This is a genomic window from Streptomyces caatingaensis (assembly GCF_001187435.1).
Classification (GTDB): domain Bacteria; phylum Actinomycetota; class Actinomycetes; order Streptomycetales; family Streptomycetaceae; genus Streptomyces; species Streptomyces caatingaensis.
This window is the reverse complement of sequence record NZ_LFXA01000009.1, coordinates 705,845-728,215: the sequence shown is the minus strand read 5'-3', so window position 1 is coordinate 728,215 and position 22,371 is coordinate 705,845. Positions and strand designations below refer to the sequence as shown.

Sequence of the window (22,371 nt, the reverse complement as noted above, 5' to 3'; positions counted from 1 at the left end):
CAGCCCTGCGACGGACGCGACGGACGCAACAAAGCCCTGCACGCACCCCGCTGGAGCACCACCATGCACGACAACGACACCTTGTCCCACCGCCGCAGGGGACTGTTCGGCCTGGTCCGTCGATCAGCAGCAAGCTGGAGCGAACGAGCCTCTAACGAGGTTTCGTCCGCGCTTGCCCCCGCCCCAGGGGTGGCGGAGGAGGCCGGGCGCCAGGGGGCGCCCGAGCCGGAAGAGGGCACGGCTGAGGCCGACATCACGCCCATCGTCGACTCCGCCCCGCGCGCCGATCCGCACTCCGACAACCCCGCGTACGCCGAGCAGCCGTCCTGGCGCGACGTCGACGCCCCGACGCTGCCCGCATTGATGAACCGCAAGCGCACCGTCGAGAAACGCGATCAGGAGAAGACCATCCGCTTCACCCCGACCGCGGTCCGCCTGATCACCGCCGCCGCCCAGCAGCGTGGCCAGAAGTTCCCCGGGTTCGTCGGCGACGCCGCGCTCGCCGTAGCCCTCGGCCGTACAAGCCTGCACGGCAGCCCGGAGGACGATCCCATCCGTCCGCTGATCGAGGCCATCGAGGCGCACACCGTCGCGCTGAACCGCATAGGCAACAACCTCAACCAGGTCACCGGAGCCATCCACCGAGGCACTGTTCCCGAGCACGCCGACGCCGTATTGGCCCGCGTCGAGCAGACGACCGAGAGCAGTTACCGGCTGATAGACCAGCTCTTGGCGGAGGGCATCGCGCATGGTGCCTGACGTCTCCACCGGATCCGACACCCGCGGACTGATCGTCTACCTCTTCGGCAAGGGACGACGCGACGAACACACCGACCCTCACATCGTCGCCGCCTGGGACATGGCCGGCGCCCCCGATCCCGGTCGTGACCCCGACGCCACCTACACCCAGCTCGCCCAGCGCCTCGACCACCACGTCGACCTGCGCGCCCGTGAACTGGGAGGCCGGAAACCACCGAAGCACGTGTGGCACTGCCCGGTCCGCACTGCGCCCGGCGACCGCTACCTCACCGACGCCGAGTGGGCCGAGGTCGCCCGCCGCGTCGTGGCCGCCACGGGCATCGCGCCCGAAGGAGACGAGAAGGCATGCCGGTGGATCGCGGTGCGGCACGCGGACGACCACATCCACATCCTCGCCACCACCGTCCGCGCCGACGGCCGCCGCCCCCGCACCCACCGCGACGGGTGGCGGGCCCAGCAGGAATGCCGCAAGATCGAGGCCGAGTTCGGGCTGCGCCGCCTCAAGTCCGGCGACCTCACGGCACCTCGCACACCCACCGGCGCCGAGCGGGCCAAAGCCGACCGCCAAGGCCAGAGCGTCACCGCGCGGCAGTGGCTACGCGAGCAGGCGTACGCGGTCGCTGCCGCGGTACGCACGGAGACCGACTACTTCACCGTGCTGCAGTCTCTCGGCATCAAGGTCAAAACCCGCCTCGGCCCTGAGACCGGCGACGTGATCGGCTACAGCCTGGCCGCCCCAGGCGACACCAACGCGAGCGGCGAACCAGTCTGGTACGGCGGCTCCAAACTCGCCCCCGACCTGTCCATCAACCGCCTCCGCGAACGCCTCGCCACCCAGCATGTGGCCAACCGGCCACAGCACATGGCGGACCCCAACACGTCCTGGCGCCGCGTCGAAAGCGCCGTGCGCGCGGCCCATACGGTTCTCGACTCGGATGATGACGCCGGGGCCCAGGGACATCTGGAAGCCTTCGGCGACGCCCTGCACAACCTGGCCCGCGTCACGCACGGGCCGCACCAATCCGAACTGCAAGCAGCAGCCGCAGCGTTCAACCGGGCCCGCCGTTCAGCGATCCGTGCCGACCACCAAGCCGCCTCCGCCCTGCGCGAAGCCGCCAAGGAACTCGCCTACGCCACCCACGAACCGGGAGGACTCGCCGTCGCCCTGATATTCGCCGCTCTCCAACTGGCCCGCGCAGCCGCCAAGTGGCACGAGCAGCGCGGCCACGAGCAACAGGCCGCAGCGGCCGAGCAGTCCTTCCGTCACCTGGAAGCGGGCTACCGCCAAGCAGCCGAGCCAGTCCTGGCGGACCTCGCCCGACGCGCTCCGCGCGCCACGACTGCCCATCGTTTCGAACAGGACCTTCGCGCCGCTCTCCCCGACCACGCCGACCGTGTCCTGGCCGATCCCGCCTGGGCCGCCCTCACCACCACCCTGGCCCGCGCCGAGACAGCCGGCCACAACCCCCGCCGCCTCCTGGCCGAAGTCGGTTCCCACCGAGAACTCGGCACCGCCGAGCGTCCTGCCGAAGTGCTCAACTGGCGCATCACCACTCGGCCGAGCAGACGCAGTCAGGCAGCGCGTAGGCGAAGCGCTGTCGGCGGCATACCGGCCATGTCCACCGTGCCGCCGCGATCTACGGCCGCAACGGTGGATACAAGGCCCGACGGCCGCGGGCGAACGGTCACCCGCCGGTAAGGTGTGCGGCCCGCTGCCGTAGCTGCTCCGCCTCGGCGACACTCTTGTACCGCTCCAGCCGGACCTGCATGTTCTGGGCGGCGTCGAGGACCTTCACGGAGCGGACGCCTTCCGCGCAGTCGAGGAATTCGGTCCAGGTGGCCAGGGCTCCGTCGAGGTCGCCTTGGCGGAGGTGGATCTCGCCGAGGTGGCCGAGGACGCTGGCGCGGGACCGGCGGCGGTCGAGGCCGTGGATCTCCAGGGCCTGGCGGAGGTGTTCCTCGGCGCCGTCGAGGTCGCCCATCTTGGCGTGGATCATCCCGGCTGTGTAGGCCCACCGGCCGTGGCTGAAGTGCGAGGCCCACGACTCGCCGGGCCCGCTCGTCGCGCGTTCGATGGCGGTCTGGGACGTGGTGAGGGAGCGGGTGGCCAGGCGGCGGTCGCCGTCGAGGGCGGCGGCGTCGGCGAGCGTGATCTCGTAGTAGGCGACCACCCGCGGGTCCGAGATGTCCTTGGCGTACTCCACACATTTCTCGGACAGCCGCAGGGCGACCGCGCGGTGCTTGGGGCCGAGGTCCATGGTCTGAACGGCCAGGCCGCGCAAGGCGGTAGCGGCCAGCTCGGGGTCCTTGGCTTCGGCGGCGAGGCGGTAGGCGTGCGCGTAGTACTGCTGGGCCCGGCCCTGGTGTTCGGGGTCGTTGCCTTCGTCCTGGGCCATCCAGCCGGCGAGGTGGACGAGCTGGGAGGTGGCGGCGAACAGCTCGCGGCCGGTGGCCTCGGTGTACTTCCCGTTCAGCCACGGGGCCACGTCGTCGGTGAGGTACCGGACGGCCAGGTGACGGGCGTGTCCGCCACCGAGCTCCGCGGCGGCGTCGCCGAGGGCCTGGACCATCTGCTTGACGGCCGCGACTTCACCCTTGCCGACCCGTACGGCTCCGGCCGGGGCCGAGCGGACGCGCCGGGTGATGGCGTCGAGGTCGGGCAGCGCGAGCGCGCTGAGAGCGTATCCGCTGGTCGCGGCCAGGAACCTCCGGCGTTGCACGTCTCGCACCCCCAACTGGATGAGTGATCCCACGGTATCCGCGGGTTGTGGGCCTGGGTGATCTGATTCCGTCACTCCGGCCTGGTCTAACCCCAGTTCGAGAAGGCGATCGATGTACGGCAGCCAGTACTCCGGTCGTCGCTTGGCTTCCATCCAGCGCCAAGCGGACTTGCGGTCGAGCCCTTTGGGACCGCGTCCTTCGAGAATGCCCAGTCGGCGGGCCAGCTGAGACGGCCCCCAGCCGCGTTCCTCGCACGCCAGGCGGATGCGTGCGGCCAGTTCCGTGTCACTGAGCGTCAGTGTCCTCACCGTGCCCCTCCTGCCCCGGGCCGGGCCCACACGGGCCCACACAGGGCCCACGCTGGCCCACATCCTGCCCCCTCCCAACGCGCGGTGACTAGCCGTTCACTGTCGATGCACCCACAAGGGGCGGCCTCTTGAAGGGCCCTCATGCCGGGTGCGGCACGGTCCGTCGGCGTGGGCCCATTCGGGCGCCCACGAGGCGGTGATGCAGATGAAGGAGGTGGGCACCATGGAGACGATCAAGGCCCCGGCCTACATCGCGCCGGTGGTTCTGGACGCCGGTTCCGTCGCCAAGGTGACGCTCGGTACCGCGAACTTCGACACCGACGACGACACCCAGTACAAGACGAGCACCAACGCGGGCGGCGGTAGCTGACCGGGTCCCAGGAGCCGGGTGCGGCACCTCGTGCCGCACCCGGCTTCGCCATTTGCACAGCCGAACTTCGGAAAGGGGTGTGTGATGCGGTGGAGTGCGGGATGGGAAGGCGGCCCGACCAGTTGGAGGCCCCGGGCCGGGCGCCTCGTGCCAGGGCTGGGCGAGGCTTGGTCTGCCGGGTGGCCCGGGAGCCAGGTCCGTACGGCCGGGAACGGGGCGGTCGCTCTCGCTGTCATCGGAGCGTGCGGGGCGAGTGGAAACCAGCTGGAAAGCGCGCTGCCGCTGGTGCGGGATCGCCGGTGGCGGGCGCTGACCGAGTGGCCGGGCTCGTACCTGGTGGTGGCCCGCAGCGGCCCCGTGCTCGCGGTCATCGGGGACCTGTCCGGGCAGCACCCGGTGTTCTACCGACGCGAGACGGCCGGCACCCGGTGGGCGACCTCGGCCACGGCCCTGGCCCGGCTCGACGGGGCCCCGGTCGATCCCGTCGCCCTCGCCGCCCACCTGGCACTCGGCCAGCCCGACGTCCTCGCGGACCGCAGCCTGTTCCGCACAGTCCGCCGCGTCCCCACCGGGCACCTGCTGGAGATCAGCCCCGACGGCGCCCGCACAGTCCGCTACGAGAGCGCCGCCTACGAACCCGCAGATCTGCGCGAAGCGGCCCCCATCGTGCGGACCGTGCTGGCCGAGGCCGTCGAAGTCCGCCTCGACGCCCGGCCGGTCAGCTCCGACCTGGCGGGCCTGGACTCCACCACCCTCGCCTGTCTGGCCGCCCGCCGGGGCCCGGTGACGGCCGTGACGTTCGCCGACCAGCGGCTGAAGGACGACGACTTCGCCTATGCGACCCGGACGGCCGCCGCCGTCCCGGGTCTCAGCCACCACGCGGCCCCGGGCAGCCCGGGGACGGTCTACTACGCGGCCGTGGGCGACATCTGCGGCCTGCCGCTGACGGACGCGCCGAACGCCTACACCGTGACCGCCACCATCAAGCGGGCCGTCCTCGAAACCGTCCTCCACCACCAGGGTCCCGGCGTGCACTTCACCGGCTCCGCCGGGGACGGCCTGTTGTCCGCCCCGCCCGTCTACATCGCCGACCTGCTGCGGCGCCGCCAGCACCGCCGGACCTGGCAGCACGCCCAGGGACACGCGCGGCTGCGGAACACCTCCGTGCGGGCCGTCCTCGCCCAGCACCGGCCAGCCGCCCGCATCACGCTCGCCGACGAATGGCGGAACACGGCCGCCGTCCTGCAGGACGCCCCGAGGCCGTGGGTGCCGCAGGCCCAGCGGCCGGTCGCCTGGACGCCGCTGCTGGCCACCGGTGACTGGATGACCGCCGACGCCCGCCACCAGCTCGCCGCCGCCCTCACAGAAGCGGCCGACCGGCTCACCGACGCGCCCACGAGCATCGCGGCCTGGACAGAGGGGCAGGACCTGGCCCGGGTCGGGGCCGATGTCAACGGCTGGCGGGAACTGGCCCTGTCCGAGTACGGCATCGAGCTGGCCGCCCCGTACCTCGACAACGAGGTCCGAAGGGCCTGCCTCACCGTGCCAGCCGAGGTGCGCGGAGCCCCAGGACGGTTCAAGGCCCTGCTTTCCGAAGCCTTCACCGGCACTGGAGTGGTGCCCGGCTTCGTGCTGGACCGGCGGACCAAGGGCGGCTTCAGTGGTGTCTCCTACGCCGGGCTCGTCGAGCACGCTCCAGTCCTCCGCCGCCTGCTCGGCCCCTCCTCGAGGCTGGGGGCCATGGGGCTGATCACCGAGGAGCCGGTGGACGGGATGCTCACACGGGCGGCAGCCGGGCTCCCGCTCGCCAAGGGCGCCCTGCACCTGGCCGTGGCCGCCGAGGTCTGGCTGCGGCAGCTCGAACAGCCCGTGGCCTGGTGGGAGGAGGCACGGCATGTGGCAGCTGCGTGAAGGCGCCCACGCCGTGCTGACAGACGAGGGCGGGGCCATCCTCAGCGAACGCACCGGCCGGTGGACCTACCTCACGCCCACCGCCTCGGCGGCGGTGCTGTTGCTGCTGGCCAACGACGACGAGGACCGGGCCGCCGGGCAGTACGCGGGCCTGTACGAACTGCCCGCGGAGCGGGCGGCGGGCGACGTCCGGGCGGTGTGCGACGCGCTGGCTGGCCAGGGCTTGGTGAGGACGGGCACGGCCCGCCGCCGACGGGGGTGGTGGCGGTGACCACGATGGAGTCGTTCTCCACCGTCCGCACCGGACCGTTCCGCGACCGCCTCGCCGCCGCCTTGGGCCTCGCGCTGGCCCTGGTCCTGCTCGGCCTGCCGTTCCGGCACACCGTCCGCGCGGCCCGGTGGGCCCGCCGGGCCGGGCGGCGCCCCCTCGGCCCGGAGCGGGCCGAGGCCCTGGTCTCGGCGGTGCGGCACACCGGCCGCATGTGGCCCGTCCGGGCCGCCTGCATGGAGACCAGCCTCGGCGCCATGCTCGCCGCCGCCCTCCTCGGCCGCCGCCTCGACTGGTGCCTGGGCGTGCGGTTCTCCCCGCCTCCCACCGCGTACCACGCCTGGGCCGCCCTCTCCGGTCACGGCCCCGTCGGCGAGTACGCCGAGGCCGGATGGCACCACTACGTGGCCCTCACGATCTGAACGCGTCAACCCAAACGTCAACGCAGCGATTCGCGTGTCCCCCAAACACGGCGCCCCGTTGAGGAACGCGTCTTGTCCCCGACTCCCAAGGAGCCAGCCCCCAATGACCATCACCGTCGCCCCCGCTGTCGCTCACGCGGCCAAGCAAGTCCCCGAGCGGCACTACACCCACAACGAGACCAGGGGACAGACGATCCACCGCACGAACCCGACGTTCGTGCACCGCGACCTGAGCTTCCTCGACGTCGAGCCGGGCATGAACGTCCTGGAGATCGGCACCGGCTCCGGCCTGACCGGCGGCCTGCTCGCCGAACTCGTCGGCCGTACCGGCTCCGTCGTCTCCCTCGACATCGACCCGTTCCTGACCCGCTGGGCCAACCACATCCACACCGGACGCGGACTGCACAACATCCGTTGTCACGCGGTTAACGGGATCGCCGGATTCCCCGAGAAGTCGCCCTACCACCGCCTCGGGGCCTGGTGCACGCCGCCCCGGCTGCCGAAGACGTGGGTCGAGCAGGTGATCGACGGCGGACTGATCGTCGCCACCCTGCCGATCGCCCCCGTGCCGAACCTCGTGGTCGAAGCAAAGATCCGCATCACCGACGGCCGCCCCTACGTCGAGGAGGTCTTCCCCGGCGCCTACGTCGAGACCGTTACCTCCCCGCGCAACACCTTCTCCGTGCCGCCCCGGTGGGTGGACTGGGAGAACCGCGTCCCGGCCACCTCGTGGATCTCACTCGCCTGGCGTGACCAGGACGACTGGAAGAACTCCGCCGCCCACGCCACCCTTGGCCGGCTCCTGGACTCCAGTCACACCGAGCAGTACCAGGGCGAGGCCATCGACTGGTCTAGCCTGCGGCTGTGGCTGGCCTCCACTGGGGCACGGCTGACCATGACCGAGCTGGCCGAAGACGTTCCCGCCCTGGGGCACTCCACCCGCCACTCGGTCGCCGTGGTCCAAGAGGACGGCACGATCCTCGCCGACTCCGCCGACTCCGGCTCCCTGACCGTCCTGCGGGGCTGGCTCGCCGCCTGGGACGACGCCGGACGCCCCGGCCTCGACGCCTACACCCCCACCCTCGTACCCGACATGGACACCGACGTCCCCGGCTGGGACCTCCGCCTCAGCCGATAGCAGCCGGCCAGCCCAGAACACCTTCGGCAGCCAGAGAGAAGACCGCGGGTCGCGCCTCCTCACCGCAGATGAGGAGGCGCGACCCGCATTGTCCGCCACCACAAGCCCCGTCCCACTCACCCACGGGCAACTCACTGGATACAGCAATCGGTTGTCGTACCCCCGCTGCGGCATAGCCGGAACCTCTCCCGGGCGGTCGGGGCGGAGGGCGTTGGCGTGGTCCGCCAGATCACCACCGCGTTTCAGCACGGCCGACGAACACCTGGGCGGTGGTCAGGGTTAACCACCGTCACCGCCTACCTCGCCGACACCGCCGCCCCCTGCTCCGCGCCCGCTTCCCCTCAGCCGTCCTGGGGGTGCCCGCTTCGCGGGAGGAAGCGTCCGTCAGGCGCCCGGGCCGGAACGTCATGAGCAGGTTTCATGCCTGCGTCCTCCTGTTCCTCGAAGGTGACGATCTCAACGGTCCGGTTTGCCTTCCACCACTGGTCGAGGGCTTCCTGAGTCCAGTAGTTGCGGCCGCGCCAGCGGTCCGGCTGGGGGAAGTCCTTCACCGATGAGACGGAGTTGGGCTTCATCCTCAGCTGGGCGGCCACCTGCTCGGTGGTGAACCACGGCTGTCCGTCCGGAGACGTCAGCACGTCGTCCACGGCTGTTGGGTCGATCGTGTCGCGCATCACACGCCGTTTCTTCTTCTCCTCCTCCTTCCTCTTCTCTGCTTCCTCCAGTTGAGGCGGTAAGTCGTCACACGCCGGGCAGAAGAGCTGCGCCGCTCGTCCGCAGTGCGAGCACTGCATGACTCGTTGCTCGTGGCAGCGTGAGCATCGCTGGTGCTCGTCCTTGCGCTTGCTCACTGGGCGGCTCCAGCAGTCCGGGAGAGCCGCGGAGTCTGAGCCGCGAGCAGGGCGACGAGCGTCGCCAGTGCGCCCAGGAGCTCAGTGATCGGCCGAGCGCCGTCCCTGAAGCAGAGGATCAGCACAACGACGACGATGAGAGGGCGGACGTTGGGGAACGCGAGCCCAGTGCCGCACGTGCGCGTTGACCTGGGGCTGAGAGCCATGGAGACCTCCACGAATAGGGCTTTGCGGGCTGCGTTCGCGGCCCGTAGGAGATTCCTATCGGCCTTCGTGTCAAGAGGAAAAGGGGCGACCAAGTCCCAGGTTCACTCCCCGATTTCCCGACTTTTTGCGTGGTAAAGGGCATTCTGATTCCGGGGTCCACGAGCACTCGTCGGACCGGTCGTCGATGAACGGTCAGTGATGAGTGCCCGGGACCGAATGACTGCCGCGGTGAGGATCTGCATCGCGTTTGCCGGGATCAGCGACCAGCTGGCCGTGCGTCTTCCATGACACGGAGGACCTCCCGGAGTTCCGTCCGCCGTTGGCTGTCGCCAGTGCTCATGATCCGCTGACAGCGCTCACCGGATTGCGGACCCTACATCGGCCTCGAGATCATCCGCCGATCTACAGGGGCGGGGAGGTGACCCAGAGCAGTCCGCACACAGTCCGCAAGACACCCGATCAAGACCGTCGCACCCCATCGCCAGCAATCAGCAAAAGACCAGGTCAGCGACCCGCAGCACCCATCGCCGCAGGTCGCCGCCTCCGCCCATTACTAGGAGACGAAGAAGGCCTGACGCCTCCGTCCCCAGGAACGGGTGAGGGCCCGCCGGAGTGCCGGCGGGCCCTCACCCGTTGCCGGTCACCCGTTGCCGGTCACTTCTCCAGCGCCCACTTCAGCGGCTCCTTGGAGAAGCCGCGCATGAAGGTGATGTGAGTGACCTTCTTGCCCTGGGGGACGACGAAGGGCTGGCAGAGGGTGCGTTCCTCGCCCTTGTTCCAGGGCTTGGTGTAGTCCTCGTCCCGGCAGTCGGACGGGGTGCCGGGGAGGCTGCCGATGACCATGAGGCGGGTGGCGGGCTGGTCGCCCTCGGTCAGGGCGCCGATGTCCGTGACGATCATCGGCGGCTTCATGGGGGCGGCGCCGCCGGTCAGTCTGGCGCTGAGGTAGACGTAGGCGACGGTCTTGCCCTTGTACTTCTTCTCGTCCTCCTCGGAGCCCTTGAGGTCCTCGGGCCTGCCCATGACGACGCGCTGCCCGGTGACGGTGAACTTGCCCGTCTTCTTGTCCGATTCCAGCTCCTGCTCCTCGGCGGCGGGCCGTCCGGCCCGGAGCGTCTCGGACGTGGTGCCGTCCGCCTTCTCCGCCGGCTTCGCGCTCGCGCCGGACTTCTTCCCGTCCGACGGCTTCGCCGCGTCCGCCGCGTCCGACGAGCCGGACCCGCCGCATGCCGTCAGCGCCAGGGCCGCGACCGCGGCGACGACGCCGAGCGCGGTCTTCTTGGTGGTGCGCAAGGTCTTCCCCCGTACGTTCGGTGGTGCTCTTCCCGCCGTCCTGGCCGGAAGCGGCCATCGAGTGTACGCGGCGGTGTTCATGACAGGCCCACCTGCCCTGCCGGGGGGGCGGGGAGCGGCGGCCGTCCGGCCGCCGAAGTCCGCGCGGGCGGGCCGGAGTTCAGGTGTCTTTCGCGGCTTCCGCCAGGACGTCCGCGAACGCCCGCAGGCGGGCCGTCTCCGTGTTGCGGGGCCAGGTCAGGGCGAGGGCGGAGGGCGGCAGGCCGGAGACGGGGAGGTGGGCGATGTCGTGGCGGCCGTGGTAGTCGGCGGTGGGGCGGCACAGGAGCATGGCGGCGCGGCCGGTGGCGGTGAGGGTGAGGCCCTCCTGGAGGGTGGTGACGGCCGGGCCGGGAGGGATGGGGCGGCCGGCGGGGGTGCTGGAGGGGGACTGGGCCTCGCGCCAGTAGGCGGGGGCGGGGCCGGCGACGGTGACGAGGGGGCAGTCGGCCAGGTCCTCGGCCGGGAGGGAGGCCCGTCGGGCGAAGGGGTGGCGGACGGAGACGGCGAGGGTCTGGGGCCGGCGGGAGAAGACCGGGCCGAGAACGAGGTCCGGCTCGCGGACGGGGAGGAGGACGATCGCCGCGTCGCAACCGCCCCGGCGGAGCGCGCCGAAGGGGTCGGAGAGGGGGAGCTCCACGAGTTCGATGGCGCAGTCCGGGTGGCTGTTCCGGAAGGTGCGGACGGCCCCGGTCACGTACGCGTCCGCCGTGCCCTGGAAGCCGACGCGCAGGACGCCCCGGATGCCGCGCGCCGCGTCGCGGGCGTCCTCGACGGCGGCGCCGAGCGCGGCGTAGGCGGGGCGGAGCCGGGCGAGGAAGCGTTCGCCGAGGGGGGTGAGGGCGACGCGGCGGCTGGTGCGGTCGACGAGGCGGGCGCCGACGCGGCCTTCGAGCCGGCGCAGGAGCTGGCTGACCCGGCTCTGCGACACGTACAGGCGCTCGCCGGCGCGGCCGAAGTGGAGTTCCTCGGCGAGGGCGAGGAAGCATTCCAGTTCTCGCAGGTCCACGGTGCTGCTCGCCCTCCGGCGTCGATCGATGAGCCTCGCTCATAGCAACGTGAGGGATCGGGCGTTGTTCCCGGCCGGGGCGGCGCCGAGGCTGGGCGCATGGTGAAGATCAGAAACGCGGGCGGATGGCCGGCCGTGGTGGCCGTGGCCGGCGGGACGTTCTCGGTGGTGACGACCGAGATGCTGCCGGTCGGGCTGCTGAGTCCGGTCGGGACGGACCTCGGCGTCTCGGACGGGACGGCCGGGCTGACGATGACCGTGCCCGGACTGGTGGCGGCCGCGGCGGCGCCGCTCGTCACGGGGGCGGCGGGCCGGCTGGACCGGCGGTGGCTGCTGGTGGCGCTGATGGGGCTGCTGGCCGCGGCCAACTTCCTTGCGGCGGCGGCCCCTTCGATCGCCGTCCTGGTGGGGCTGCGGGTGCTGGTGGGGGTCTCCATCGGCGGGGTGTGGGCGGTCGCGGCCGGGCTGGGCGCCCGGCTGGTGCCGGCGCGCTCGGCGGGGGCCGCGACGTCGGTGGTGTTCAGCGGGATCGCGGTGGCGTCGGTGCTCGGTGTGCCGGCCGGAACCCTGGTGGGCGGCTGGGGCGGCTGGCGGGCGGCGTTCGCGGTCATGGGGGCGGTGGCGTCGGTGGTGACGGTGGTACTGGCGGTGCTGCTGCCGCCGTTGCCGGCCGGTGAGGCGGCCTCGTTCCGGGCGCTGCCCCGGCTGCTGCGCGGACGGCGGGTGCGGCTGGGGCTCTTGATCGTCCTGCTGCTGGTGAGCGGTCACTTCGCGGGCTACACCTTCGTCCGGCCGGTGCTGGAGCGGCTTCCGGGGGCGGACTCCGGGACGATCGGCGCCCTGATGCTGGCCTATGGAGTGGCCGGGGTGGGCGGCAACTTCCTTGCGGGGACGGCGGTGACGCACCGTCCCCGGGTGGTGCTGGTGACGATCGCGGTGGTGCTGGGGGCGGTGGTGCCGACGGTGTCGTGGGTGTCGTCGGTGTCATCGGTGTCGTCGGTGCGGAACGGCACGGCGGTGGCCGCCGGGCTGCTGGTGGTCTGGGGACTGGCCTACGGGGGCGTGTCGGTGAGCACCCAGACGTGGCTGACGGCGGCGGCCCCGGAGGCCCGCGAGGCGGCCTCGGCGCTGTTCGTCGCGGTGTTCAACGTGGCGATCTCGGTGGGGGCGTTGCTGGGCGGACGGGCGGTGGACGCGGTGTCGCTGTCGGGGGCGCTGTGGCTGGGAGGGCTGCTCGCGCTGGCCGCGGTGGTGCCGCTGGGGCTGGCGGGGCGCGGGCGAGCGAACGGGCGCGCCGCCGAGCGACGACGAGACCCGTCACCTGCCAGGCCGTGAGCATCTGGTCCATGGCCACCACGCCGAGGACGGCCGCGACCGGCGGGCCGACCAGGCCGAGGAGGGAGACGGGGGTCGGGGCGAGGCGGCCGATGCCATGGAGGACGAGCGCCACGGCCGTCACCGAGGCGGCGACGCCGAGCGGGCCGAGGGCGGCGTCGCCGCTGAGCGTCAAGAGGGCCACTCCCCCGGCGCCGGCGAGCGCCGCCAGCAGCACGGGCGGTGCGGTGCACGCCCGCAGGACGAGCAGCGAGAACCCGGCGACGAGCGGCGGCTGGACGGCGCCGGGCGATAAGCCCATCGGATGAGTCCCGCGGGCGCCCCCCGCGGGCGCCCCCCGCGGGCGCCCCCCGCGGCACGCCCCGGGACTTCGCCGCGAGCTTGCCTAGACTGGTCCCCGCGCGGGCACGGTGACGCCCGCCGGGACGGGAGAACGACAGTGGCGGCAGGCGTCGGCAGATTCGAGGGCATCGTCGAACAGGGCGCCGACCCGTCGGCGGACGTGCTCCACGAGGCCGCCGCGGCGTTCGGCCTGCTCGCCTCGCCCGCCCGGCTGCACCTCGTCTGGGCGCTGGCCCAGGGCGAGAGCGACGTGAGCGGGCTGGCCGAGCGGGTCGGCGGCGCGCTGCCCGCGATCAGCCAGCACCTCGCGAAGCTGAAGCTCGCGGGGCTGGTGCGGTCGCGGCGCGAGGGCCGCCGGGTCGTCTACCTCGTGGACGACCCGCACGTGGTGACCATCGTCCGCCTCATGGTCGGCCAGCTCTCCGACCGCCAGGCCGACTCCGTGCCCCGGTCCCGGACCGGTTCCGGTTCCGGTTCCGGACGCCTCCGTGGTCTGGGCGCCTGAGGGCGGCCCGGCCGGCTCCACCCTTCAAACGCTGCGGGAGCTGGGGAGCGGCCCGCGCGGACTGACCGAGGACGAGGCGGAGCGCCGGCTCGTACGACACGGCGCGAACACCCTCCCCGGCCGGCGCCCGGCGGGCCGGCTGCGCCGCTTCGGCCGGGGGCTGCGCGACCCGTTCACCGCCGTGCTGCTGTGCCTGGGGCTCGTCTCGGCGGCCCTGGCGTCCTGGGGCACGGCCTGCGTCATCACCGTCCTCGTCACGGTCAGCTGCGCGCTGCGGACCGCGGGCGAGCACCGCGCCGACCGCGCCGCGGCCGCGCTGCGCGAACTGATCGCGACGACGGCGACGGTCCGCCGCCGCCCCGCGCCGGACGCGCCCGCCGTCCACCGCGAACTCCCCGTGGACGAGCTCGTCCCCGGCGACGTCGTCCTCCTCGGCCCCGGCGACCTCGTCCCCGCGGACCTGCGCCTGCTGCGCGCGACGGGCCTGACCGTCCACGAGGCCGCCCTGACGGGCGAGTCGGCGCCGGTGGACAAGCGGGTGCCCGACCTGGCGGCCGGCGCGGGGGCGCTCCGCGCGGCCGGGGGGACGGGCGGCGCGCCCGCCCTGCGGGTGCTGCCGGGCGGCGGCGGGGACGTCGCCCCCGCGCTCGCGTCCGCCACGCCCACCGCTTCCGCTGTCCCTTCCGGCTCCGGCTCCTACTCCGGTTCCGGTTCCGGTTCCGATTCCGCCTCCACATCGACATCCAGATCCGCACCCGCCTCCGCGCCCGGGCCCGCGCACCTCTGCTACCAGGGCAGCAGCGTCGTCTCCGGCACCGCCACCGGTGTCGTCGTCGCCACCGGCGGCGCCACCCGGCTCTCCGGCGCGCTCCCCGGCGCGGGCCGCGGCGGGCGGGAGCGGCGGACGTCGCCGTTCGACCGCTCGGTCAACGGCATCGCCTGGACGCTCGTCCGCTTCATGCTGCTCACCGCGCCGCTCGTGCTGCTCGCCGGCGCGCTGCTGCGCGGGCGCGGGATGGAGACGCTGCCGTTCGCGGTGGCCGTGGCGGTCGGGCTGACGCCCGAGATGCTGCCCGTCGTCGTCACCGCCGCGCTGGCCCGCGGCGCCGCCGCCCTCGCCCGCGGCGGCGAGGTCATCGTGCGGCGCCTGCCGGCCCTGCACGACCTCGGCGCCGTCGACGTCCTGTGCGTCGACAAGACGGGCACGCTCACCCAGGACCGGCCGGTCCTCGACCGGGCCGTCGACGGCGACGGCGCGGACGCCCCGGACGTCCTGCACTGGGCCGCCGTCAACGCCCTGTGGACGCTCCAGCTCGCCGAACCGCCCGTTCCCGACGCCCTCGACGAGGCGGTGCTCGACGCGGCGGGGGACGCCGTCCTGGACGCCTCCGAGGAGTACGAGGGCGTGGCCGCGCTCCCCTGCGCCCCCGGCCGACCGTTGTCGACCGCCGTCGTCCGGCGGGCCGGGGATCCGCGCTTCGCCCTCGCGGGAACGCACCTCCTCGTCGTCAAGGGCGCGCCCGAGGAGGTGCTGGAGCGCTGCGCACTCGACGCGCCGGAGCGCGAACGGCTGCTCCGGCGCGCGGGGGCCCTCGCGGCGGACGGGCTGCGCGTCCTCGCCGTGGCGCGCGCCGAGCGCCCGGCGCGCGCCCACGGCACGTACGGCCCGGCCGACGAACACGGCCTGGAATTCACCGGCTTCGTGGCGCTCCGCGACGCCGTCGCCCCCACCGCGGCGGAGGCGCTGGCGGTCCTCGCCGACCGGGGCGTCGAGGTGAAGGTGCTCACCGGCGACCACCCGGGCACGGCCGCCCGGGTCTGCCGCGAACTCGGCCTCTCCCCCGGCGAGGTGGTCACCGGCGAGCGCCTCGACGCCCTCGCCGACGAGGAGTTGGCGCCGCTCGCCGCCCGGACGACGGTCTTCGCCCGCTGCGCCCCCGAGCACAAGGCCCGGGTGGTACGGGCGTTGCGGGCCGGCGGCCGCACGGCCGGGTTCCTCGGCGACGGCGTCAACGACCTGGCCGCGCTGCGGGAGGCGGACGTCGGCGTGTGCCCGCTCGCCGGGGTCGATGTCGCGCGCGAGGCGGCGGACGTCGTGCTCGCGTCGAAGGACCTCACCGCCCTGGACCGGGCGGTGGTCGCCGGCCGGCGCAGCACCGGCAACATCTCCGCCTACCTGCGGATCACCCTGTCCTCGAACCTCGGCAACGTCGTCGCCATGCTCGTGGCCGGGCTGCTGCTGCCGTTCCTGCCGATGCTGCCGGCGCAGGTGCTGGTGCAGAACCTCTTCTTCGACGCGGCCCAGCTGGCCCTGGCCTTCGACCGGCCGGCGGACGCGGTGCTGCGGCGCCCGGCGCGGCTGCGGCCGCGCGATCTGCTGCGCTTCGTGACGGTGTTCGGCGTGCTGAACGCGGCGGCGGACGTGGCGACGTTCGCCGTCCTGACGTTGAGCCACGGCGGGGCCGAAGAGGCGTTCCACGCCGGGTGGTTCACGGAGAACCTGCTGACGCAGGCGATGGTGATGCTGCTGTTGCGGGCGCAGGGGCGGCGGGGGGTGCCGGGGCCCGTCCGGCTGGCGACGACGGCCCTCGCGGTCGTCGGCCTGTTGCTGCCGCTGTCGCCGCTGGGGCCGGTGCTGTCGATGGCCGGTCTGCCGGCGCTCTCGTACGGGCTGCTGGCGGGGGTGCTGGCGCTGTACGGGGTGGGGTTGGCGGTGGCGCGGCGGTGTTACGAGGCGAGTGCGGCGGCGGCTGCGTGAGCCGCTCTTCCGGTTGCCCCCGCCCCGCTCTTTCACCGTTTCTTCCGGGGCTCCGCCCCTGGGCCCGGGCCGCGCGGGGCGCGGCACCGCGCCCCGCGCGGAAGGCGGGGCTCCGCCCCCGCCCCCCTCACCAGTCCCCGCCCCCGAAGCCACCCCCGTCCCCGCCGCCGAAGCCGCCACCGTCGTCCCATCCGCCCCCGAAGTCGCCGGAGTTGAAGTCGGAGCCCGAGTAGTCGCCGCCCTCGGGGCCGGAGTCGCCGCCGAAGGAGGAGTGGTCGGCCGCGTAGGCGGGCCCGCTCATCATGCTGCCGAGCATCGTGCCGACGAGCATCGCGGGCAGGATGCCGCCCCCGAAGTAGCCGCCCGCCCACGGCCCGTAGGCCGGGCCGGCGTTCCAGTACGGCTGCGGGCCGGCGTCCGTCTGCACCGTGCGGGACATCGGCTCCAGCCCGTCCGCGATCCGCGTCGCGTCCGCCTGGCACGCGGGCACGGTGCGGACCGCGCCGCCGGGCGGCGCCCACTGCACGTCCGCGACGGACAGCCCGTGCCGCGGGTCGAAGAAGCAGGGCAGCCGGCGCTCGGGCAGCGGCGCGCCGCTGCGCCGGGCGGCCAGGGTGGCCAGCGCGAAGCGGCCGTTGTCGAGCGACTCGGTCACGGCCGTGACGTCCTGCGGCCGCCGGGCCGCCGCGATGCGGGACTTGGCCTCCTCGTACGCGTCGAGCGCCTGCTCGTAGTCCTTGCGCATGGCATCGGTCGCGCCTGGCTCGGCCGGGGAGAAGTCGAGCCGGTCGAGCTCCTCGCCGAAGGCGGTGATGTCCTCGTCCACGACGACGCGCAGCGCGTCCAGCTCGGCGCGCTCGCGCTCCTCGCGCTTCTTCTTGCCGCGCCGGTAGAGCGCGTAGGCACCGCCCGCGCCCGCGACGACGACCGCACCGCCGACGATCAGCCCGGTGGAACCGGGGCCGGAGTCCGAACCGCCGCCCCACGAGCCGGGCGCGTGCCCCTTGGCGTCCTTGATCGCGCCGTCCACGAAGGCGTTCAGCTCGGTCTTGGCGTCGGCGTCGGCGTTGCGCCGGACGTCGTCCACAAGATTGCGGACGGCACTCTTCCGCATGACCCGGCCGTCCGCGCCCGCGTTGAACTTGTCCCCGAGGCGGATGGCGTAGAGGCCGGTGATGCCCACCTCGCGGCGCAGGTCGCGCAGCACCGTGCCCTGCGGGAACTCCGGCGCGTTCGGCAGCACCGCCACGAACACCGGCTTCCCGGCGTCCTTGATCTTCTTCGCCAGTGCGTCCGCGTCCGCCGCCGGCAGCTGGGAGGCGGCCCGGGGATCGACGTAGACCGGGCTCTTCTTCAGCCCCTCGGCCACCGCGTTCAGGCCGGAGGCGGCGTGGGCGGCGGGGGCGAGGGCCGCCGTGCCCGCCAGGGCGAGCAGGGCCGCGAAGAGCGCGGCGAGCAGGGCCGGCAGCGGCCTGGGCAGCGCCCGTGGGATGGCGGACATGGGGGTGCTCCTCGGGGAGGTACGGGCGGTGTCACTCGTCAAGATCATGTACTTACTCTGTGTTTACTACGACAACGGACCATTCGGGCACTCGGTTCCCCGCAAAACCACCTCTCACCCATAGGAGAGGCCGGAACAGGGATTGTCGTCCGCCGCTCGCGTCCCGTCACGCGCGGCATCCCCGCCGCCCCCGCCACCCGCGCCGCTCGCGGCTCCCGCCGGCTCCATGCGCGGGCCCGGTGCCGAGGCGGCGTCCCGGCCCAGTGTGACGGACACCCCCTCGGTGGCGGTGCCCCGGACGAACGCGTCGGGGAAGAGCGCGGCCAGGGCCCGCGCCTGCCGGGCGCGCCCGGGACCGAACTCGATCACGGTGGTGTCCTCGGCGCGCCCCTGCTCGGTACGGACCGCGGCGACGCTCCAGCCCCGCTCCTTCAGCCGGGCGGCCACCCGGCCGGCCAGCCCCGGGACGCCGGAGGCGTCGGTGACGGCGACCCGCCCGCGGCCGCCCCTGGCGTCGGCCAGGGCCGAGGCGGAGGCCGAGGCCGCGGGACGGCCGGGCGGCCGGTCCGCCCGCAGCGCCGCCCACAGCTCGTCCGCGTCCGGCTGGACGACGGCGACGCGGTCGCCCTCGTACCGCCAGGGCATCGTGACGAACGTGATGTCGTGAAGGTCGATGTCCTTGAACGACAGGGCGAACGACAGCAGCTTGTCCACCGAGCCGAGCCCCGGGTCCACGGTCAGCGACCTGGTCGCGGCGTCGGCCAGCGGGAGCAGCGCGGTGGGGTTCAGGCCCTGTGAGCGCACCTTCCTGACCAGGGAGGCGAGGAACGCCTGCTGGCGCCGTATGCGCCCTATGTCGGAGCCGTCCCCGATGCCGTGCCGCACCCGGACGTAGTCCAGCGCCTTCTTCCCGGAGACCGTCTGCCGCCCCTTGTGGAAGATCACCTCGCCCGGGGAGCCGCGGTGCGGGTCGAGGTCGCCCTGGCGGACCTCGTGGGGGAGGCAGACCTCGACGCCGCCCACCGCGTCCGTCATGGAGGCGAAGCCGGCGAAGTCGACGACGACGGTGTGGTCGACGCGCAGCCCGGTGAGCCGCTCCACGGTGTTCTGGGTGCAGGCGGGGTTGCCCCCGGCCGTCCCGCCCACGGTGAAGGCCGAGTTGAACATCGCCCGGCTCCGCGTGCTCGTCCAGCTCCCGTCGGGGAGCCGGCACGGGGGGATCTCCACGAGCGTGTCGCGGGGGATGGAGACGGCGGTGGCGTGCGCGCCGTCCTCGTGGACGTGCAGCAGGAAGGCCGTGTCGGAGCGGCCGACGGCGCCCGTCCCGCCGCCGAGCGAACGGTTGCCGCCCGCGCGCGAGTCGGAGCCGATGACGAGGACGTTCTGTCCGGCGGCGGAGCCCGGGCGGTTACGGGAGAGGCCGCCGGAGTCGAACGTGCTGATGTTGCCGTTGAGTTCGAGGACGGCCCAGCCGGCGACGAGCACGAGCAGCAGCAGGAGCGCGAGGGCCGCGGTGCCGGCCGGCCGCCGGCGCGCCGCCCGCCCGCCCTCCCCCGGGCCGCGCGGGCCGGTCATGCGCGAGCCCCCGTCGTGTACGAGCCCATAAGGCCACCCCGCCCCGTCGACTGCTTCCTTTCTCATCCCCCAAGACGTCAGGACCTCACCCCGGGTTGTCCGGTTGCGCAAATCGGCAAGTATGGTGAGGGGAACGCCGCGGCACGCCGCCGCGGGCACAAGGCAGAGAAAGCAGGTGGACGCCGTGCTGCGCAACGCCCTGGAACCCTGGCACCTCCTCGTCGTCGTGCTCGTCCTGGTGGTCCTCTTCGGGTCGAAGAAGCTGCCGGACATGGCGCGCGCCCTCGGCAAGTCGGCGCGGATCCTCAAGAGCGAGGCCAAGGCGATGAAGGAGGACCCGGCGCCGGCCGCGCCCGCCCCGGCCCCCGGCGCGCAGGCTCCGGGCGCACAGACCCCCCTCGGCCCCACCGCTGTCGAAAGCCCCCGCTGACCCTGCCGTCACCCGGGATTGGCCTTCCGTACACCCTCGCTTGGTGAGCTTCCTCCGGCCGGGCTCCGCCGGCCCACGAGGAAGGAAATCCACCATGGCTTCTCGTCCGTACGGACGTCGCGGGCGCCGTCTCGCCCGGGGCGCCGCCGCCCTGCTCGTCGCCGGGGCCGCGGTGCCGGCCGCGGCCGCCGCCTCCGACGGCGGCGGGGGCACGGACGGCGGCGCCCGGGCGTCCGTCGTCCGGCAGCTGCACGGCCCGGCGAAGGCGAAGAACGTCATCCTGCTCATCGGCGACGGCATGGGCGACTCGGAGATCACCCTGGCCCGCGACTACACCGTGGGCGCCGCCGGCCGGCTGAACATGGACAAGTTCCCGATGACCGGCGCCTACACCACGTACTCCGTGGACAGGAACGGCAAGCCGGACTACGTCACCGACTCCGCGGCCAGCGGCACCGGCTGGGCGACCGGCCGCAAGACGGTCAACGGCCGCATATCGAAGACCCCCGGCACCGACCAGCCGATGACGACGATCCTGGAGCTGGCCCGGCGCAACGGGCTGGCCACCGGCAGCGTCACCACCGCCGAGCTGACCGACGCCACCCCGGCCGTCCTCGCCTCGCACGCCACCGACCGCAGCTGCCAGGGCCCGGCCGACATGAAGGCCTGCCCGAACGACACGATCGGCAGGGGCGGGCCGGGCTCGATCGCCGAGCAGAGCGTGAACCACAAGGTGGACGTGCTGCTGGGCGGCGGGAAGCAGCGCTTCGACCAGAAGATCACCGAGGGCCGGTACAAGGGCCTGACCGTCACCGAGCAGGCCCGCGAGCTGGGGTACGAGGTGGTGACCGACGCCAAGGGCCTCGGCAGGGCGCGCGCCGGCAAGCCCGTCCTCGGCCTCTTCGCCGCCGGGAACATCCCGGTCGAGTGGACCGGGAAGCCCGCCGCCGTCGGCGGCACCGCCCCGCAGCGCTGCACGACGGACAACCCCGAGCGCACGGCCGGCACCCCGAGCCTGGAGGAGCAGACCCGCGCGGCGCTGCGTCTGCTGGAGGGCAAGCAGAAGGCCGCGAAGTCGAAGGCCGGCTTCTTCCTCCAGGTCGAGGGCGCCTCGATCGACAAGCGCGACCACGCCGCCGACCCCTGCGGGCAGATCGGCGAGACCGCGGCCCTGGACCGGGCCGTGAAGGTCGCCCGCGACTACGCCGCGAAGCACCCGGACACCCTGGTCGTCACCACCGCCGACCACGGCCACAGCAGCCAGATCGTGCCGCTGGAGGCCACCCCGCCCGGGCTGTCCTCGACGCTGGTGACCGACGAGGGGCAGCAGCTCAAGGTCAACTACTCGACCAACACCCCGGGCAAGTCCCAGGAGCACACGGGCACCGAGGTGCGCATCGCGGCCCAGGGCCCGCAGGCCGAGCGCGTCCTCGGGGTGACGGACCAGACCGAGCTGTTCACCACCCTGCGGAAGGCGCTCGCCCTGCGCTGATCCCCGCCGAACCGCGCAAGGGCCCGGAGCCGTGGATTCCGTTCCACGGGCCGGGCCCTGTGGGTTGCGCCAGTTATCGCGCCCGAAGATTGGCGGATCTCGCACCGATGATCAGGTGGGGCGGCATCGACACTGGGGGTTCCGGACCGCCCGCTCAGCAGGAGGAACCACCATGTCCGGGTCCCGCGTACTGGCCATGGGCCACTACCAGCCCGCCAGGGTGCTGACCAACGACGAGCTGGCCGGAATGGTCGACACCAGCGACGAGTGGATCCGCTCGCGGGTGGGCATCCGCACGCGGCGCGTGGCCGACGCCGCCGAGACCGTCGACGTCATGGCCGCCGAGGCCGCCACCAAGGCCCTCGCCACCAGCGGGCTGGCCCCCGACGAGATCGACCTCGTCCTCGTCGCCACCTGCACCGCCGTCGACCGCAGCCCCAACACGGCCGCCCGCGTCGCCGCCCGGCTCGGGCTCGGCGCCCCCGCCGTGATGGACGTCAACGTCGTCTGCGCCGGCTTCACCCACGCCCTCGCGACCGCCGACCACGCCATCCGGGCCGGGGCCGCGCGGAACGCCCTGGTCGTCGGCGTCGAGAAGTTCACGGACGTCGTCGACTGGACGGACCGCTCCACCTGCGTGCTCGTCGGCGACGGCGCCGGCGCCGCCGTCGTCACCGCCTCCCCCGAGCCCGGCATCGGCCCGGTCGTCTGGGGCTCGGTGCCGACGATGGGCCACGCCGTCCGCATCGAGGGCACGCCGTCCCGCTTCGCCCAGGAGGGCCAGGCCGTCTACCGCTGGGCCACCACCCAGCTGCCGCCGATCGCCCGCCAGGTATGCGAACGGGCCGGCGTCGCGCCGGAGGAACTGGCGGCGGTCGTCCTCCACCAGGCGAACCTGCGCATCATCGAGCCCGTGGCGCGGCGCATCGGCGCCGTCAACGCGGTGATCGCCACCGATGTGACGGAATCCGGCAACACGTCCGCGGCCAGCATCCCGCTGGCCCTCTCCAAGCTCGTCGAGCGCCGCGAGGTGGCGCCCGGGGCGCCGGTCCTGCTCTTCGGCTTCGGCGGGAACCTGTCGTACGGCGGGCAGGTCATCCGCTGCCCGTAGGCGTCCTCCGGCGTCCGATTCCTTCA

20 protein-coding genes and 1 pseudogene are annotated in these 22,371 nt (G+C 73.5%); 15 read left to right on the top strand and 6 right to left on the bottom strand.

Annotated elements, in window-relative coordinates:
• Nucleotides 1-63: 63 nt before the first annotated feature.
• On the top strand, nt 64-759 hold the full coding sequence (locus AC230_RS16540; RefSeq protein WP_422125594.1) for a hypothetical protein: 696 nt from the start codon (nt 64-66) through the stop codon (nt 757-759).
• Complete coding sequence (locus AC230_RS16535) at nt 749-2,458, top strand: relaxase/mobilization nuclease domain-containing protein (RefSeq protein WP_049716925.1); 1,710 nt, start codon at nt 749-751, stop codon at nt 2,456-2,458. The genes AC230_RS16540 and AC230_RS16535 overlap by 11 nt, the downstream gene beginning before the upstream one ends.
• Here the strand turns inward: AC230_RS16535 and AC230_RS16530 are convergent.
• On the bottom strand, nt 2,445-3,479 hold the full coding sequence (locus AC230_RS16530; RefSeq protein WP_078871289.1) for an NsdA family TPR-like regulatory protein: 1,035 nt from the start codon (nt 3,477-3,479) through the stop codon (nt 2,445-2,447). The two genes, AC230_RS16535 and AC230_RS16530, sit on opposite strands and share 14 nt — an antisense overlap.
• 532 nt (nt 3,480-4,011) lie before the next feature.
• On the opposite strand from AC230_RS16530, the gene AC230_RS32050 reads away from it, so the two are divergent.
• The 6 genes and pseudogenes from AC230_RS32050 to AC230_RS33775 form a co-directional block, all read left to right on the top strand.
• Complete coding sequence (locus tag AC230_RS32050) at nt 4,012-4,158, top strand: lasso RiPP family leader peptide-containing protein (RefSeq protein ID WP_157868587.1); 147 nt, start codon at nt 4,012-4,014, stop codon at nt 4,156-4,158.
• A gap of 84 nt (nt 4,159-4,242) precedes the next feature.
• Entirely contained in the window at nt 4,243-6,069 is a 1,827-nt protein-coding gene (locus AC230_RS16525) for an albusnodin/ikarugamycin family macrolactam cyclase (protein WP_107082145.1), read from the top strand.
• A complete protein-coding gene (locus AC230_RS16520; protein ID WP_049716923.1) occupies nt 6,053-6,340 on the top strand; it encodes a PqqD family peptide modification chaperone in 288 nt (95 codons plus the stop codon). Before AC230_RS16525 ends, AC230_RS16520 begins: the two co-directional genes overlap by 17 nt.
• A 5-nt stretch (nt 6,341-6,345) precedes the next feature.
• Nucleotides 6,346-6,759: a lasso peptide biosynthesis B2 protein gene (locus AC230_RS30350; RefSeq protein WP_078871316.1), complete on the top strand. Its 414-nt coding sequence runs from the start codon at nt 6,346-6,348 to the stop codon at nt 6,757-6,759.
• A 103-nt stretch (nt 6,760-6,862) separates the two neighbouring features.
• Nucleotides 6,863-7,897, top strand: a complete 1,035-nt coding sequence (locus AC230_RS16510) for a protein-L-isoaspartate O-methyltransferase family protein (RefSeq protein WP_049716922.1) — start codon at nt 6,863-6,865, stop codon at nt 7,895-7,897.
• 138 nt (nt 7,898-8,035) lie between these two features.
• Nucleotides 8,036-8,250: pseudogene (locus AC230_RS33775) on the top strand (hypothetical protein); the annotation flags it as partial.
• Here the strand turns inward: AC230_RS33775 and AC230_RS32605 are convergent.
• From AC230_RS32605 to AC230_RS16490, 3 genes are all read right to left on the bottom strand, one after another.
• Nucleotides 8,239-8,748 carry a hypothetical protein gene (locus tag AC230_RS32605; RefSeq protein ID WP_157868586.1) on the bottom strand — a complete coding sequence of 170 codons (510 nt, stop codon included), beginning with the start codon at nt 8,746-8,748 and terminating at the stop codon, nt 8,239-8,241. The pseudogene AC230_RS33775 and the gene AC230_RS32605 overlap by 12 nt on opposite strands.
• A gap of 861 nt (nt 8,749-9,609) precedes the next feature.
• Nucleotides 9,610-10,248, bottom strand: a complete 639-nt coding sequence (locus AC230_RS16495) for a hypothetical protein (RefSeq protein ID WP_049716919.1) — start codon at nt 10,246-10,248, stop codon at nt 9,610-9,612.
• A gap of 160 nt (nt 10,249-10,408) precedes the next feature.
• Complete coding sequence (locus AC230_RS16490; protein ID WP_053161201.1) at nt 10,409-11,296, bottom strand: LysR family transcriptional regulator; 888 nt, start codon at nt 11,294-11,296, stop codon at nt 10,409-10,411.
• A gap of 99 nt (nt 11,297-11,395) precedes the next feature.
• On the opposite strand from AC230_RS16490, the gene AC230_RS16485 reads away from it, so the two are divergent.
• From AC230_RS16485 to AC230_RS16470, 4 genes are all read left to right on the top strand, one after another.
• Entirely contained in the window at nt 11,396-12,631 is a 1,236-nt protein-coding gene (locus AC230_RS16485) for an MFS transporter (RefSeq protein ID WP_198535539.1), read from the top strand.
• Nucleotides 12,632-12,728: 97 nt separating this feature from the next.
• Nucleotides 12,729-12,926, top strand: coding sequence for a hypothetical protein (locus AC230_RS32600; RefSeq protein ID WP_157868585.1), 198 nt, complete (start codon nt 12,729-12,731; stop codon nt 12,924-12,926).
• A 144-nt stretch (nt 12,927-13,070) separates the two neighbouring features.
• Nucleotides 13,071-13,478: an ArsR/SmtB family transcription factor gene (locus AC230_RS16475; RefSeq protein WP_049716916.1), complete on the top strand. Its 408-nt coding sequence runs from the start codon at nt 13,071-13,073 to the stop codon at nt 13,476-13,478.
• Entirely contained in the window at nt 13,462-16,236 is a 2,775-nt protein-coding gene (locus AC230_RS16470; protein WP_049716915.1) for an HAD-IC family P-type ATPase, read from the top strand. Before AC230_RS16475 ends, AC230_RS16470 begins: the two co-directional genes overlap by 17 nt.
• 127 nt (nt 16,237-16,363) lie before the next feature.
• Here AC230_RS16470 and AC230_RS16465 read toward each other — a convergent pair whose 3' ends face one another.
• Nucleotides 16,364-17,737, bottom strand: coding sequence for a hypothetical protein (locus tag AC230_RS16465; protein WP_049716914.1), 1,374 nt, complete (start codon nt 17,735-17,737; stop codon nt 16,364-16,366).
• Between the two features lie 114 nt (nt 17,738-17,851).
• Nucleotides 17,852-19,312, bottom strand: coding sequence for an LCP family protein (locus AC230_RS16460; protein ID WP_049716913.1), 1,461 nt, complete (start codon nt 19,310-19,312; stop codon nt 17,852-17,854).
• A gap of 184 nt (nt 19,313-19,496) precedes the next feature.
• Between AC230_RS16460 and tatA the strand changes: the two genes are divergently transcribed.
• The 3 genes from tatA (at nt 19,497) to AC230_RS16445 (ending at nt 22,345) form a co-directional block, all read left to right on the top strand.
• Nucleotides 19,497-19,742, top strand: a complete 246-nt coding sequence (tatA, locus tag AC230_RS16455) for a Sec-independent protein translocase subunit TatA (protein ID WP_049717065.1) — start codon at nt 19,497-19,499, stop codon at nt 19,740-19,742.
• A gap of 94 nt (nt 19,743-19,836) precedes the next feature.
• Nucleotides 19,837-21,234, top strand: a complete 1,398-nt coding sequence (locus tag AC230_RS16450) for an alkaline phosphatase (RefSeq protein ID WP_049716912.1) — start codon at nt 19,837-19,839, stop codon at nt 21,232-21,234.
• Between the two features lie 172 nt (nt 21,235-21,406).
• The gene (locus AC230_RS16445) at nt 21,407-22,345 is read left to right on the top strand and encodes a beta-ketoacyl-ACP synthase III (protein ID WP_049716911.1); all 939 of its coding nucleotides are present in this window, start codon (nt 21,407-21,409) and stop codon (nt 22,343-22,345) included.
• Nucleotides 22,346-22,371 lie beyond the last annotated feature (26 nt).